At 48.8% G+C, this 14,756-nt stretch carries 10 protein-coding genes; 4 read left to right on the top strand and 6 right to left on the bottom strand.

Annotated elements, in window-relative coordinates:
- Window positions 1-1,182: 1,182 nt before the first annotated feature.
- Complete coding sequence (locus tag HHO50_RS17070) at window positions 1,183-2,298, bottom strand: acyl-CoA desaturase (protein WP_181307740.1); 1,116 nt, start codon at window positions 2,296-2,298, stop codon at window positions 1,183-1,185.
- Between the two features lie 40 nt (window positions 2,299-2,338).
- Here HHO50_RS17070 and HHO50_RS17065 point away from each other — a divergent pair, with 40 nt between their 5' ends.
- The 3 genes from HHO50_RS17065 to HHO50_RS17055 all read left to right on the top strand — a co-directional run bounded on the left by HHO50_RS17065 (window position 2,339) and on the right by HHO50_RS17055 (window position 3,935).
- Window positions 2,339-2,572: a hypothetical protein gene (locus HHO50_RS17065; RefSeq protein WP_181307738.1), complete on the top strand. Its 234-nt coding sequence runs from the start codon at window positions 2,339-2,341 to the stop codon at window positions 2,570-2,572.
- Window positions 2,573-3,180: 608 nt separating this feature from the next.
- Window positions 3,181-3,405, top strand: a complete 225-nt coding sequence (locus tag HHO50_RS17060; protein ID WP_181307736.1) for a hypothetical protein — start codon at window positions 3,181-3,183, stop codon at window positions 3,403-3,405.
- A 71-nt stretch (window positions 3,406-3,476) separates the two neighbouring features.
- Window positions 3,477-3,935: a cold-shock protein gene (locus HHO50_RS17055; protein ID WP_181307734.1), complete on the top strand. Its 459-nt coding sequence runs from the start codon at window positions 3,477-3,479 to the stop codon at window positions 3,933-3,935.
- Window positions 3,936-4,277: 342 nt separating this feature from the next.
- Here HHO50_RS17055 and HHO50_RS17050 read toward each other — a convergent pair whose 3' ends face one another.
- The 4 genes from HHO50_RS17050 to HHO50_RS17035 form a co-directional block, all read right to left on the bottom strand.
- Window positions 4,278-4,535, bottom strand: a complete 258-nt coding sequence (locus tag HHO50_RS17050; protein WP_181307732.1) for a hypothetical protein — start codon at window positions 4,533-4,535, stop codon at window positions 4,278-4,280.
- A gap of 469 nt (window positions 4,536-5,004) precedes the next feature.
- Entirely contained in the window at window positions 5,005-6,417 is a 1,413-nt protein-coding gene (gene aspA, locus HHO50_RS17045) for an aspartate ammonia-lyase (RefSeq protein ID WP_181307730.1), read from the bottom strand.
- 174 nt (window positions 6,418-6,591) lie between these two features.
- A complete protein-coding gene (locus tag HHO50_RS17040) occupies window positions 6,592-6,852 on the bottom strand; it encodes a hypothetical protein (RefSeq protein ID WP_181307728.1) in 261 nt (86 codons plus the stop codon).
- Between the two features lie 76 nt (window positions 6,853-6,928).
- Window positions 6,929-7,816, bottom strand: a complete 888-nt coding sequence (locus HHO50_RS17035) for a DMT family transporter (protein WP_181307726.1) — start codon at window positions 7,814-7,816, stop codon at window positions 6,929-6,931.
- Between the two features lie 559 nt (window positions 7,817-8,375).
- Between HHO50_RS17035 and HHO50_RS17030 the strand changes: the two genes are divergently transcribed.
- A complete protein-coding gene (locus tag HHO50_RS17030; RefSeq protein WP_181307724.1) occupies window positions 8,376-10,268 on the top strand; it encodes an amidophosphoribosyltransferase in 1,893 nt (630 codons plus the stop codon).
- Between the two features lie 269 nt (window positions 10,269-10,537).
- Here the strand turns inward: HHO50_RS17030 and HHO50_RS17025 are convergent, their stop codons facing one another.
- On the bottom strand, window positions 10,538-14,053 hold the full coding sequence (locus tag HHO50_RS17025; RefSeq protein WP_181307722.1) for a T9SS type A sorting domain-containing protein: 3,516 nt from the start codon (window positions 14,051-14,053) through the stop codon (window positions 10,538-10,540).
- Window positions 14,054-14,756 lie beyond the last annotated feature (703 nt).

The following is a 14,756-nucleotide window of genomic DNA, read 5'->3' as shown; positions in this document are numbered from 1 at the left end:
TAATTAGTAAAATTTGGCCGCCCGGATGCTTATGCCAATCCAACCGCGCGCCTCGCTCCATCGTGGCCACGGAAATACCGAAAGTAAAGGTGCTATAGGCCGGGCTTATCTCGTTTAGCCAGACATTCCCCACATGATGCACATTGGCCGCTTTTTCACCCTTAGGGAAGATAGACACATTTTGGGGCCCGCTTGCGTAGTTAAACCCACAATCAATACTATCACAGACAATACTAGTTTCATGAGTTCCTTGTTTGTTTTTTCTAGTTCTACATCTAAATAATCCAGCCAACGGGCGTATATCCCTAACCCTTTTACCGGCTGTAGATAGTTATTGGAAGCCTTTCCAGTTCCGCAAAGACATGGCAGGCTAAAAAGATATACGAGATGGATCCTTATTGATACCCGTTATTTTTTCAATGGTGCTTCAAGAGCGGAGAACTGGAGCACCATCTACGGCAGGCGTGCTCCTCTGATTCCAATCTTTACTAATGCGGAATTGAATGGTTGTTTGTCCTATTCTCCAGGGTTGATTTGAATGGTGATAGAAGTAGGTTATGCCCTGCTCCTATCAGGGATTGGTTATAACAAGGCTGTTAGCATTCGCAGCTAGTTACTGCTGTTTCAAAAACTAGCTGCCCTTCCGCAAGAGCCTCACCCCCAATCTCTCCTCCACGGAGTGAGAAGCCCAACTGCTGCGTTTTTGGCCTGTTTTGCGGGAAACGGCCCTAAAACGGTATTGGCGGAGACACTCGTAGGAGCTGCGCACACTAGGAGGTCTTTTGGAGCAGGCGGCATCTTGGAAGCAGGCCCCAAACGCTCTAAACCTGTGAGGTCTTGCAGACCTCACAGGTTTAGAGCGTACTGGCGCGAGACTTTAGTCTCGTGACTTAGAATGAAGCGAGTCTCCAGACTCGCCGGGAACCACCGGCAGGATGGCGGAACGGAGGTGAAGATGTAGAACATTCCTGTTTCAGGGCTTCTTTTTGGAAAACAAACTCTTAATACGCTCCCCACATAGGATTCCCAAAACAGAAAGAGCTCTCCAATGCTACTGGAGAGCTCTTTCTGTTTGACAGGTCTGGTTTTCTCACCGTTCCTGTTTATAGCGTTGTTTTTCAAAAGGAGAAGCAAAACGGGGGCTGCAATTTAACAACTTCTGGTTGCTTCAACGGTTCTCGTTTAACTTACGAGTACTCTGCTTTTGGCTTGTGCCTGGTAGGCCTCTTTGCCCAGCTTTCTCAGCATGCGGTAATGGGACTGGATGGCCGATACAAAGGTGGGGCTCTCTAGGTACGGCAGGTCAAACTCGTGGGCCGTCTGCCGCACAATCACCGCAATGGCCGGATAGTGGATGTGGCAGACCTTCGGGAAAAGGTGGTGCTCAATCTGGCGGTTCAATCCGCCTAAAAAGAAGCTGGCGAAGGCATTGGTGGGGGCAAAATTAGCCGTGGTTCTCATCTGGTGCGCCGCCCAGGCTTCCTCTACGTTTCCTTGCTCATTGGGCACCGGGAAACTGGTTCCTTCCACCACGTGGGCTAACTGGAAAACCAGGCCCATCACCATGCCCTCGGTCATATGCAGCACCAGAAAACCAAGGCCGGCTTGCCACCAAGTCAGGTCTAAAACGAGCATAGGGACTACAATGAAAATGATGTAGTGCAGGATTTTGTAAAAAAACAGATTGAAGTACTCTATCTTAGGGTGGTTAGCTGCGTGCTGCCCTATCTGCTTTTTGAAAAACTTGAGGTAGTCTTTTCTGAGAACCCAGGAAAGCGACGCCAGGCCATACAACCAAAACGCGTACAGGTGTTGGTAGCGCTGTAATCTGTTCACCTTTTCACTTTCATCTAACCTGATCAGGCCGGGGGCCACTTCAATGTCTTCGTCATGGCCGGGGATGTTGGTATAGGTATGGTGTACAATGTTGTGCGAGATATTCCACAGGTAAGGATTGGCCCCCACTAAATGGAATAGATAACTCAGTCCCTTGTTGACCTTAGCGTTACTGGAAAAAGATCCGTGAATGGCATCATGGCAGATGTTGAAGCCAATGAAGGCCGCAAAAGCCCCTAAGGCCAACGCCATGGCCAGCATGCCCCACGTACCAAACCAACCCGTAAGGATAAGCGAATAAAGAGCAAAGAAGACCGTGACGAAAAAGACGGTTTTGAACCACATGGCTCTATTGGCGTTTTTGGAGATGCCTTTTTCTTTGAAAGAATTTTCTACCCGCTGGCGGGCCGTGGCGAAAAAGGCAGACTGTGTTTTGTTGATGAATTTTACTTTTTGTGACATTGGGTCATTGCTAACTGAGGAACTGGTGATAACTGGGGTAATGTTTGATTTTGAAATTCCAGGGCCTCATCACTGCAATCACACGAATCAGAAAAGGAAAGAATCTCTCAATATGCCTCAAAAAAAGCTGAGAAGATTTTTGGTGGAAGAAAGAGCCAACCAAAACAGAAGGAACTTTGCGGGTGAACTTTACCCAGAGGGTAACTGGAAACTGGGCAATCAGCAGGCCCAAAAAATTGCACTACTTAAAGGACGATTAACAGCAGGAACATAGGGCAGGCTTGGCCAGAGAAGTCCATGACTCTAAAAAGCATTGTTGAATTACGTACCCCTACAACGTAGAAACCCGCCCAAATAGTTTTAAAAAAAGTATCTACCCACATCTTTGCCGCAAGAAATAAGTAAACACCCTGAAAATCTGGCACTTCCCTTTTGGGAATTATTGAATGAGGGGGTATTCCCCAGGTTTACAAGAAAGCCAATAACCGGAATTTTATCCAGAATATAGCTAAAAATGTAAGATTGTAAATAATTTAGCGTATATTGTACAAAATAACGAACGTATCTGCCTTGTGCATTGTAGTAAGTATAAGCAAGGCAATACTACGTAAATAAAGGCATAGTAAAGTTTAAGATTTGTAAAAAAGCAATTTCAGCCCTACCCCGCTTCTTACTTTTAGAGAGTACAGCGGGTGACTGCTGGAGTTGCACTAAACCTGTAGGTAAAAACAAATTGCCTTTTCTAGAAGCTTGCTTCGTTTCACTTGATAATTTCTGCCTTGCCTGCGGGTAAAGCTTTTGCACTTGCTTACAGAAGTAAGTTTTTATTTTTTTCTTACCCTTTCACACCGGTAATAGTTTTCCGGATACACACCCCTCCTTATGAACAGAAAATATCTAGTAGACATAACCACGCGTGAGTACCTGTGCATCGCTTTGAAAAAAGGACAAGACTGGGTACCCAATAACCAAGCCTCGCTCCCAAGTTTCATGAGTAGCCGGGCCAACAAAGAAGAAGATGGCGAAGGCTTAGTAACCGGTGAATTCAATGACAACTCCTTCTTTGAGACCTGGATTCGCAACGGCACCAACTTTATGTTCCGGTAAGGCAACTAATCTGCCAGATCAAGCATTGAGCATTATAAGAGAACACAGTATTTAACAACCAAGCACACATAATGGGTAGATCACAAGAAACCTTCAGTAAAAAAGAAAAAGAAAAAAAGAAACTAAAGAAGCGTCAGGACAAAGAGCAGAAAAAGGAAGAGCGTAGCGCCACTTCCAACAAAGGGAAAGACATGGATGACATGCTTGCCTACGTAGATGATAATGGTAATATTACCTCTACGCCGCCAGATCCTACAAAGAAAAAGAAAATCATCAATCAGGAAGATATTCAGATTGGTGTTTCCAGACAAGAAGCCCTTGATCCTGCCGATCTGATCAGAAAAGGCACCATCACCTTCTTCAATACCTCTAAAGGGTACGGTTTCATCAAAGACCACGTATCTCAGGAAAGCATTTTTGTGCACCAGAATGCAATAGATGGTACGGTTCAGGAAAACACCAAAGTAACCTTTGAAGTGGAAAAAGGGGTAAAAGGCCTGAACGCCATTAACGTAAAGGTGATAGAATAAGGCGCAAACTGCCCCTTCTAGTATAAGTTCCTGAATAGATGGGCCGTTTAGTCTGATTTCTATACAAGGAAGCTATGCAAAATTATCCATTTTGTTTCTGGCGCTAGTGACCGCTTGCGCCAGAAAACCAGCTTTTGAAACCTCTAACAGGTTCAAGAAGAATTATTCTGTTGCCAAGGGCTTGTTTTGAACCTATTTTCTAGAAAACAGCCTGAAAACACGTCTTCTTAACTTTCAAATACATCTAAAAGGCCCTTGCTTTCATGAAGCAAGGGCCTTTTTATTTTTCTCTAACCATATCGCAGCGGCTGCGATCTGGTTATCTTGTTATTTCTGGAAATGTCATGCACCTTCGGGTACAGAGAGGTCACTCATGTATGGTTCTATGATCTCCATGTACGTGGCGGCGGCATGGAACGATCCTACCACCTCTACGCCCATTTTGGCCCAGACTTCCAGAAAGTGGTTCTCAAACGAGAACAGGGTGATGTCCCATCCATTGAAGCGGCGCTGCGACAGAGCTATCGCTTTCTGCTCCAGAAGTTCGGCCTGAGTCCAGGGAGGAAGTTTATGAAAATGAAAAAGCGAATGTTCTAACATGTCTAATCTTTCTACTGCGGTTCCTTTGCATAAGGAATCCCATTCTGATTAAGTTTCATTCTGGCGGGGCAAGTGGCCGTAAATGGAAAACGAAGGTACGCAGCATTCCTAAAATAACAGCCCCCTTCTTAACTGAAGTGACGCAAACCTGCTGGCGGCCCCCGGCGAGTCTGGAGACTCGAGACTTGGGCCTGTTTCCGTAATGCCGCCTGCTCCAAAGACCTAGTAGTGCGCGCAGCTCCTACGAGTGTCTCGGCCAGTACCGTTTTAGGGCCGTTTCCCGCAAAACAGGCCAAAAACGCAGCAGAGGGCTCCCCTTTACTGCAGAAGGTCAGTTATCAATATACCAGAACACCCTCCCTTTTCCACATAACCCCAAAGAACCAGTCTCTTGTTTTAGGGCTGTTTCCAGAAAATCACCCTTAAAACAGGAGGCTGGTTCTTCGGTTTTGTATGGCATGTGCTTTGGTTAAGCGTTGACGTACACCGGGTGAATCATGTTCTCAAAGGAATAGATGGAATCCCATTTTTCCTGGGTAATCAATTGCCGCTCCTGAATCACGATCTGGTGAATGGATTTTCCGGTGGCCAGGGCTTCTTTGGCAATAGAGGCCGAGGTTTCATAGCCCAGAATGGGGTTAAGTGCGGTCACAATACCAATGCTGCGCATGACCTCCTCACGGCAGACTTCCACATTGGCCGTGATGCCGTCCACACACTTGAGGCGCAACGTATTGATGGCATTGATCATGTAATTGATAGACGTGAACATACTAAAGGCAATGACCGGCTCCATCACGTTCAGCTGCAATTGTCCGGCCTCGGCGGCCATGCTAATGGTGACATCGGCGCCAATCACGTAGAAGGCGGTTTGGTTCACCACCTCGGGGATAACCGGGTTCACTTTGCCCGGCATAATGGAAGAACCCGGCTGCATAGGCGGCAACCGAATCTCATTCAATCCCGCCCTGGGGCCGGAGGCGAGCAGGCGCAAGTCATTGCAGATCTTGGAGATTTTGATGGCGCTCCGCTTCAGCATACCAGACACCAGCACGTAGGAACCCATGTCTGAGGTGGCTTCAATCAAGTCTGGGGCAAGTGTGAAGGGCAGTTTGGTAATCTGGGCCAAGTATTTGGTGCACAGTTCGGGGTAGCCCTGGGGCGCGTTGATGCTGGTGCCAATGGCGGTAGCGCCCATGTTGCACTCCAGCAGCTTTTGCTGGACTTCGCGCAGGTGTTTGATGTCATCTCCAATGGTGGTGGCAAAGGCATGGAATTCCTGGCCCAGGGTCATGGGCACGGCATCCTGCAATTGGGTGCGGCCCATCTTCAGAACATCCTTGAACTCAGTAGACTTTCTGAGGAAGGAGTCCCGCAGATCGGCCAGCGCCTGCAAGTAAAGGTCTACTTTGAGGTGCAGGGCCATCATGATGGACGTTGGATAGGTGTCGTTGGTGGATTGGGAGCAGTTGACGTGGTTGTTGGGGTGCAGGAACTCATACTGCCCTTTCTGGTGGCCCAGGTATTCCAGCCCTATGTTGGCAATGACCTCGTTCACGTTCATGTTCACCGACGTTCCCGCTCCGCCCTGGATCAGATCGGTGACAAACTGGTCGCGGTATTTGCCCGCAATCAGTTCGTCGCAGGCGAAAATAATAGCCTCGGCAATTATCTTATCCAATACGCCCAGGTCTCGGTTGGCCATGGCCGCCGCTTTCTTCACGTAGGCAAATGCCACAATAAAGAGCGGCTCAGAGGCATTGGTGATGCCCGTGATGTTGAAGTTCTCTAAGGCTCTGAGTGTCTGTACCCCGTAGTAGGCCGTATTGGGAATCTCTTTCTCACCCAGGAAATCATGTTCAATTCTGGTGGTAGCGTTCATGCAAATTGGCTTAGGTAGTTGATAGGAATCACTTGTTCCCTTACCTCCTTTGGGCACACTTTGTTTTATTTCCCCTGGAAATGCACTGGCCGGCGTTCAGCCCTACAGCTGTAAACAAGTCCGTTTTAGGGCTTATTTCTGAAAAGCAGACCTAAAACAAAAGTGAAAAATGCGTCAGACCTTGGCGAATTTCACTTTGATGATGGTGGTGAGGTAATCATAGATTTCAGTCACTTCTTTGTCATAGAGAAACATGTTGTAGAAGTCTGCCCCTACTTTGCTCACCCGGCAACCGTTATCTACCATCTGGAAAATAACCTCGCGTATGCGGAGCGGGTGGCCCGCCAGGTTCAGCATACAGGTGGCATCCTGGGCCTCCACCATCAGGAAGAGGTGATGCAGCGCGTTCTCTTCGTATTGAATCTGTTCCGTCATCTTACATTCTATAATTCTTGCTACGCTCCAAGAGCGTTCCAAATGTCCGTTATACGGATGTTTTCACCCCAAACACTTAGACAATTTCCTTTTTAGGTTTACTTACCAGATAGACCCCGCCAAAGATCATAGCGGCGTACAGGGCTTTCTGCCACGTAAACAGATCTTTCCCTAAGCTTACCGCAATGAAAATCGCGAACACCGGTTGCAGGTAAATGTACACGCCCACCAAAGCCGGACTGGCGTATTTCATGGCCCACACGTTCAATAGATACGCCAGAATGGTCATCCCAATAATCACAAACGCGATGGCCCCCCAGATACGATCTGGAAAAGCAGCATACTCTGGCTCAAGCACCTGCCCCCACCCGAAGGGAAGAACGCCGACCGAGCCCACCAGAAACACCCGGCTCACCACCGTGATAGGATGGTAGCGCTGCATGAGCGGTTTCACCAGTACCAGAAACGCGCCAAAACACGCGGCATTCAACAGCATCAGCAAATCGCCCAGAAGGTGACCCTGCGCGTTTCCGGCTTTGCCCGAGATAAGCAGCATGGCCCCCAGCCCCGCCAGCAGAATACCCACCATCCTGAACACCTGAATCCGTTCTTTGAGCAGGTACGCAGACAACAGCACCACCACTACCGGCGAAACCGTCTGAATGAGCGAGGCATTGATGGGCGAGGTAAGATTCAATCCGCTGAAAAAGGAAAGCTGGTTTAACGTAATCCCGAACAGCCCGCAGAGAATGATCCTCACCCAGTCACTCTTGCGTTGGACTTTTTCCTTGACCACAAACAAAGACAAGGCCCCAAACACCAGCACCGCACTTACCACCCGTATCACAATCAGGCCGAACGGCAGCACATAGTCTGGCATTATCTCTTTGGCGATGCTGTAATTGGCCCCGTAAATAAGGGCTACCAGAAACAACGCGCCGTGTATCTGTACTTGTCTGTTCATGGCGGCAAAGGTAGGCAACAACCAAATGCCGCCCGTCAACACCAACCCGTTTTGGAGTTGCTTTCAGGAAATCAGGCTATAAACCGGCTTGGTAACTTAGGGAAAAGCAACCTAAATAACCCAGAATGTATACCCCCTACGCAACCCACCCCCGCCCATCCCAGGCTTATCTTGTAGGAAAAGCAAATCCTTTCCTTGGCTTGTTCCCTGACAGGCTAACGTATATAAATGGCAAGCCGAGCCGTTCTTCTTGCGCCCTGTCTGGGACTGGCCGGAGAAGCGGGTTTCCCGGGTTTATGCGCCGTTTTCCACAAAACAGCTTCAAAACGCGGAAAACTCCCCGGCAGCTTGCTTCGGGAGTAGAACTCCGCAAGAGCGGTTCTACCCCCAGTTTTCGCTTGCGAATAAAAAATGATGCCCGGCGGAAAATGGTTTTTCCGTTAGCGCGTTACGTATTTTTACTCTTACCTTTGCATGTCTTTTCTGCTTACCTTTTTACAAAGCCGGACAGGCACCCGAAAGCATTGGACACGTGCTTTCGCTTAAAAGCCTTTTACAAATGAGTGATGCGATAAAACATGAGTGCGGGATTGCCTTGGTCCGCCTCCGCAAACCCTTAGAATACTACGCCGAAAAATACGGCACACCCATGTACGGCATCCAGAAGATGTACCTGCTCATGGAGAAACAGCACAACCGGGGGCAAGACGGCGCCGGTTTTGCCAGTATCAAGATCAAAGCCAAACCCGGCACCGAGTACATTGCCCGGTACCGCTCCGTCAAGACCAAAGCGATTGACGCTATTTTTGGGAAAATAAGCGAGAAATACGGCAAGCTGAAGCGCAAATACCCCGACGCCTCCAAGAACATTGACTGGCTCAGAGAGAATCTCCCGTTTTTGGGCGATGTGTATCTGGGCCATTTGCGTTATGGCACCCACGGCCTCAACAGCGTAGACAACTGCCACCCCATGGTACGGGAAAACAACTGGCGCAACAGAAGCCTGGCCGTAGCCGGTAACTTCAACATGACCAACGTAGACGAGCTTTTTGACGTGCTCACCGAACTGGGCCAGCACCCCCGCCAGAAGATTGACACCGTTACCGTACTGGAAAAGATTGGTCACTTCCTGGACGAGGAAAACCAACGGCTTTTTGACTATTTCAAGCCTGACAACAACAACGAGGAAATCACGGCCCTCATTGAAGAGAACCTTGATTTGCAGCGCGTGCTGCGCCGGGCCTGCAAAGACTTTGACGGCGGGTACGCCATGGCCGGATTAACCGGTTACGGAGCCGCCTTTGTGGTGCGCGATCCTTCGGGCATCCGCCCGGCGTACTATTACATGGATGACGAGGTGGTAGTGATCGCCTCTGAGAAACCAGCCATCAAAACCGCCTTCGGCATTGAGTACAGCCAGATAAAGGAGATTTCGCCGGGGCACGCCCTCATCATTGACAAAAACGGCGAAGCCTCAGAAAAAGAAGTGCTGCCTGCTTTGGAGAAAAAGTCCTGCAGCTTTGAGCGCATCTACTTCTCGCGCGGCAATGACCCCGAGATTTACCAGGAACGTAAAATGTTGGGTAGATTGCTGACCCCGCAGGTACTCCAAGCCATTGACCATGACCTGGAGAACACCGTTTTCTCGTACATTCCCAATACCGCTGAGTCTTCGTTTCTGGGTTTGATGGAAGGCGTGGAAGATTACCTTCGCTCCTACCGCCGCACCGCCATTGCCGATGCCGATGGGGACATTGACAAGCTGGAGAACCTGCTCTCCTTCCGGCCACGGGTGGAGAAACTGGTCATCAAAGACGCCAAGCTCCGCACCTTCATCACCGACAATGACTCCCGCGATGACCTGGTGGCCCACGTCTATGACACCACCTATGAAGTAGTGAAGAAAGGCGTTGACACCATCGTAGTCATTGATGATTCCATCGTGCGCGGCACCACCCTGGAACAGAGCATCATTAAAATGCTGGACCGTCTGGAACCTAAAAAGATTATCATTGTCTCCAGCGCCCCCCAGATCCGCTACCCAGATTGCTACGGCATTGACATGTCAAAGATGAAAGAGTTTGTGGCGTTTAGGGCTATGATGGGCTTGCTGAAAGAACGCCAGCAAGAACACCTGGCGCGCGAGGTTTACCAAAACTGCCAAATGAGCTTGAAGACCGGCGAGGCCAGAACCAAGAACTTTGTGCAGGAACTCTACGACCTGTTCACGCCAGAAGAAATAAGCGGGAAAGTAGCCGAGATTGTAAAAGCGGCTAACGTAAAAGCCGAGGTACAGGTCATTTTCCAAACCGTGGAAGGTCTCCACAAGGCCATCCCTAACCACATTGGCGACTGGTATTTCACCGGCAACTTCCCTACCCCAGGCGGCATGAAAGTAGTTAACCGCGCTTTCGTGAACTTCATGGAAAACAAAGACGGGCGTGCCTACTAATGTTCTGATTTTTTAATGTGTTAATGCGTTATTCAGGATAAAAAATTAAACCACACATTTTGTCATCCTGGAAGTATCTTGTGGGCAAGCTAGAAAAGCTTTTCTTTACCACTTCTGCTGTTCGCCACCAAGATCCTTTCAGGAAGATGGTATCAAGTCTGTGAACTTGTATTTAGTTGCCATCTGGCTACAAAAAACAGAAAGCCGGTTCCTGATAGAACCGGCTTTCTGTTTTTTGTTTGTTTTCAGAAAATCAGGCCTAAAACGGCTTATTGCTTTACAAACCGCTGCTGAATGAATTGGCTTGCGTTCTTAATCCGGAGGAGGTACGTGCCGGCTGGTAACTGCTGCACCGGAATGACCAATGTGGCACCGTTCCCTTGCGGAGTGACTTTCCCTACGTTTCTGCCGTGCAAATCTAAAATCTCAACCGAAGCCGATGCCTCAAGGGTGATGTTGGAGAGGTGCAGATAATCATGGCTCGGGTTTGGATACAGCGTGATCTGGGTCAGGGTGGTGCCACTGGTCTGTTGTACGGCTACTACTTTGCTGTACTCAAACTTTCCGTCATAATCTATCTGCTTTACGCGGTAATAGGTAATGGCAGTGGCCGAAGACACGTGCTGGAAGCTGTATTCCTGCTGAATGTTGCTGTTGCCAGAGCCCGCTACCTTGCCCACAAACGTAAAGTTCTTGCCGTCCAGCGAGTACTCTACCTCAAACCGATCATTGTTGACCTCAGAAGCGGTTGCCCAATGTACGTTTACTTGCTGTTTTTTGCGTTCGGCCTTTACATACAACCATGATACTGGCAACACCGTCTCACTATTGGCAATGCCCAACTGCCCGAAAGGCGTGATAAAGTTGCGTTTGGCATAGCCACCGGCCACGGTTCTTCCTTCTTTGCCGGGGGCTTCCAGGGTGCCTCCTCCGGTTGTCCAGTCTTTGCCGCTGGTGGAGTTCAAGGGTCTGATCAGTAAGGCGAATTTATTGTCTGAGAGATTGGTAAAACCCTGCAGGGAAGCCATGGCCGTGAAACTACCGGTGGCAGGTGTCGCATTTGGGGCTACCGTCCACACCCCTTCTTTCTCTATATGGGTATAGGTATGTTCCCCTTCGGTTAGAAACAGATCGGCATCCTGGTGATGGGTGAGTGGTTTAAAGCCAACGGCCACACTCTCAAAGCCGTTTCCGCTTAATCCAATAGAGACCAGATCTAACTGCCGTTTTCCAGCCGCATTTCCTACGGGAAAAGAATAGGTGCCGCTGTTACCTATATTTCTTCTCAGGTTGCCCTGAATGTAGAGGGCCGGATCTGTTAACTGCAAGGCGCCGGCATCTTGCCTGGTGAGGGCTACCTCATGGAGATCGGTTTTGAAAATGCCGCTTTTAAAGAAAAACACCTCAGAAACGGCCACTGATTTTGATAAGGTCACACTACCCCCTGTCTTAGCCATCCGTACATTAGCTACTGTGGCAGGCAAACCGTCTCCGGTAACCATCTCTGAATTCCCGATGAAGCCATAAGTGGCCTGCGGCGAGAAAGATCTGGTTCCGCTCACCCGCACGTTTCCGTCTAATGTGCCTGTCCCACTCAGTTTTATACCCTGCGGAGAACCATACAATAACGTAGCCCCCGGTTCCACAATAAAATTACCGGTACCACCCACCGCCCGATTATAGGCAATCTGCAAAACCGCCGGTGCTTTCACCGTGAGCGCTCCGGCCACGTCAAAGCTGGCGGCTATCAATTGGTTTCCTTTTTCATCTTGGGTATTGGTTTCAGCGGCAGTCAACAGCAGGTGATAATAGGTGATTTTCTGAGAAGGGCTTCCGTAAGTGCCCCGGATAGATTGATTCTGCCCGTTGATAGTACCGTAGAACTCAATGGTTCCTCCGGTCAACTTGTATGGTGAATTCTTGCCTGATAACTCAGGTAGTGTCTCACTTACTCTACTTGTTCTGAATAAACCACCAGTCATGGTTAGTCCGCCGTCCCCTTTCAGGCTTTTGTTTGTGATATCTAAGATGGCATTAGGGAGAATAGTCAGATTATTGGTAACGGTGGTGGTAGTGGAAATTGTTTTGAAAGTGGAACCGGCTTCATTACTTCCTCCTATGATCACATTGTAATACGTACCACCTCTAAGTGTCTGATTTCCGGCTCCGGTCAACTCTACTGCCCCGCCACTTATTTCCAGGCCTCCGGTGAGTAATGGAACAGTAGCATGGAGGGTCGCTATTTGGTAGGTTCCGCCGGTCATCAGCAGTTTACCTCCACCTGTAATATCTGCGGCTGCCGTGGTGATGAACGTTCCTTGCCTGACTTCCAGTCTGCCACTGCTGGAAATTCCGGTGGCTTGGGTCAAGGTCACGGACATAGGATTGTCGATAATGATGACTTTGCCACTAGTGCTGGTGGTTAGGGCATTACCCGTTTGCTGCGGCACCCTGCCGTTATAGACAAACGTTGCCACTTGATTGAAGCCTCTGCGGCTATCGGTTACCTGCACATTGCCTATGGCTCCGGCTGCATTGATACCTTGTGCACTGGTCACATACAACGTGCCCTCTGCTTCTAACTTGAAATTTCCTTGCCCCTGCACCTGATAGCCATTTCCAGATGCATCTGTTCCAAAATCAAGGGTAGCACCCTTCCCTACTGATAAGGTTCCAGTATGGACAGAGCTGTAAGGGCTTGGATTTAACCTTAGATGCTGGCCTAACCGCACCATGGCTCCTGGTTTCACGGTTAAAGAAACATGGTTTACCGGCCCCGCCACCTGAAGAATCTGCCACGTGTTGCCAGCAAGCTGAATTCCGCTGGTGCTTGTATTTACCGTACTGCTGTTATTGATCACGGAAGCAGCATCTGTAAACAAGTTTCCTTTTAACTCTACAGTAGAGACAGCCGCAGTACTGGCCGTTTGATTTAAGGTGAGGGTTGCATTTTGCAGTGTCAGATTACCAGCGATGCCTACCGTTCCGGTACCGGCACTTTGGTTTTGCAGGAAATAGGATCCACCGCTTAGGGATACATCCTGCCCCATTTGCAGCGACAGACCTGAACCTGCCAAAAGTAAAAGCGAAGAAGTAGCTGGAAGGGAGGCGCTAAAGGTTTGGGCCGCTAACGGAGCAGAAGCATCTGTCAGTTGCCATTGGCTGTTGGGAAGCGTAGGCGCTACCGTTACTTTCCCAAACCAGTAGCCGTGCGGCTGGATTGCCAGTTGGCTACCGCTGAACAACAACTCATTTGCGAAGGCCGCCTCAATTCTTACCTCAGAAGAGGCGTCTATTTCCTCAGTTCCGGCCCAAACCAAGGAAGAAGCTTTGTAAGCCGATGACTTAATGATCAGTAGGGAATTGGCCTGTAACTGTAGCAAGCCGCGGTTCTCTATCTCGCCTTGTTGTACTAGCTGGGCAGAGGCGGCAACCGTGAGTTTATTTGTGGTCATCAGGCTGGCGGCGGCTGGAACCATAAGGCTTTTTTGAGCGGCAATGTGCAGGTTAGTGAGTTGCAGTAAGCCAGAAAGTTGGATAGGATGCTCTACGAAAAGTGTTGCGGTGGTTGGCAAAGGATAAGCGGCTGTTACCCAAGTACCTTCCGTGGACAATTGTTCTAACTGGCTGGTACCATCTGTTTGGCTGAGGCTTCCGGCGGAAGCCGTGCGGTAATCTCCGGGCGTGTAAGCATCTGTATTTTGCGCCAAAGCCGAGCTTCCCCTAAAAACGGTAAATGCCCACACTAACATCCATACGGCAAAGAAACTGTTTCTCTCTTTCATACCTCCTGCTTTCCTCATCTTCTGGTTGAATTGAATGTTTAGAAGTTATTTTTTAATTATTTCCCTTTATTATGTGGGCAAACCAGAAATAATTACCAGAAGTTCAAAGGGATATTATCCAAGACGCTGTTTTACAGCTCTTTCATTACAGTTGATATGAGTATGTTATAAACCAAGAAAACAGAAAATATCACCTATTCTTTTTAAACCAAGGTTGTTGTAGATTTTGTACAATAATAAATTTATACAAAAATTATTCATGCAAGCCCATATGTGGCTGTCTTGCTGAGTTTTATTGAAGCATCTTAAGCATGAAAACGGAAATTGCCTGGCGCACTACCAAGCAGACCAACAGGCGTACTCCTCAGTATCTGCCCCCTCCAAGACTCATTTTTTAGAAAAAATTCAACAATCCCCTACTATGGCGCGGAAGTTACTTCCGTGACTTGCTTTTCAGATAATCATGAGTCACGGAAGTAACTTCCGCGCCATAGTAGGGCAATAAAAGATGGAAACTCGATACTTCTTACTCCGCTTCTTCATTTTCTGGCATCAACAAAGCACCTTTGTTTTTCCCCATAGGATTTAGCTCCCATAGCGCGGGGGAGCCCCGTTGATGCGTTTTGGGGCTGTTTTATGGAAAATAGGCCCAAAACGCGGAAACCTGTGAGGTCTCCAAAACCTCATAGGTAGGCAACCTACT

The sequence above is a fragment of the Rufibacter sp. XAAS-G3-1 genome, from assembly GCF_013623775.1.
GTDB lineage: Bacteria > Bacteroidota > Bacteroidia > Cytophagales > Hymenobacteraceae > Nibribacter.
The sequence above is the reverse complement of the archived record's forward strand: the minus strand, read 5'-3'. Positions and strand labels throughout refer to the sequence as shown.

Coding starts and splice junctions, on each gene's coding strand:
- HHO50_RS17035 (WP_181307726.1), bottom strand. CDS start 7,816: ATGAACAGACAAGTACAGATACACGGCGCGTTGTTTCTGGTAGCCCTT.
- HHO50_RS17050 (WP_181307732.1), bottom strand. CDS start 4,535: ATGTTAGAACATTCGCTTTTTCATTTTCATAAACTTCCTCCCTGGACT.
- HHO50_RS17030 (WP_181307724.1), top strand. CDS start 8,376: ATGAGTGATGCGATAAAACATGAGTGCGGGATTGCCTTGGTCCGCCTC.
- HHO50_RS17055 (WP_181307734.1), top strand. CDS start 3,477: ATGGGTAGATCACAAGAAACCTTCAGTAAAAAAGAAAAAGAAAAAAAG.
- HHO50_RS17025 (WP_181307722.1), bottom strand. CDS start 14,053: ATGAAAGAGAGAAACAGTTTCTTTGCCGTATGGATGTTAGTGTGGGCA.
- HHO50_RS17070 (WP_181307740.1), bottom strand. CDS start 2,298: ATGTCACAAAAAGTAAAATTCATCAACAAAACACAGTCTGCCTTTTTC.
- HHO50_RS17065 (WP_181307738.1), top strand. CDS start 2,339: ATGTTTGATTTTGAAATTCCAGGGCCTCATCACTGCAATCACACGAAT.
- HHO50_RS17060 (WP_181307736.1), top strand. CDS start 3,181: ATGAACAGAAAATATCTAGTAGACATAACCACGCGTGAGTACCTGTGC.
- HHO50_RS17040 (WP_181307728.1), bottom strand. CDS start 6,852: ATGACGGAACAGATTCAATACGAAGAGAACGCGCTGCATCACCTCTTC.
- aspA (WP_181307730.1), bottom strand. CDS start 6,417: ATGAACGCTACCACCAGAATTGAACATGATTTCCTGGGTGAGAAAGAG.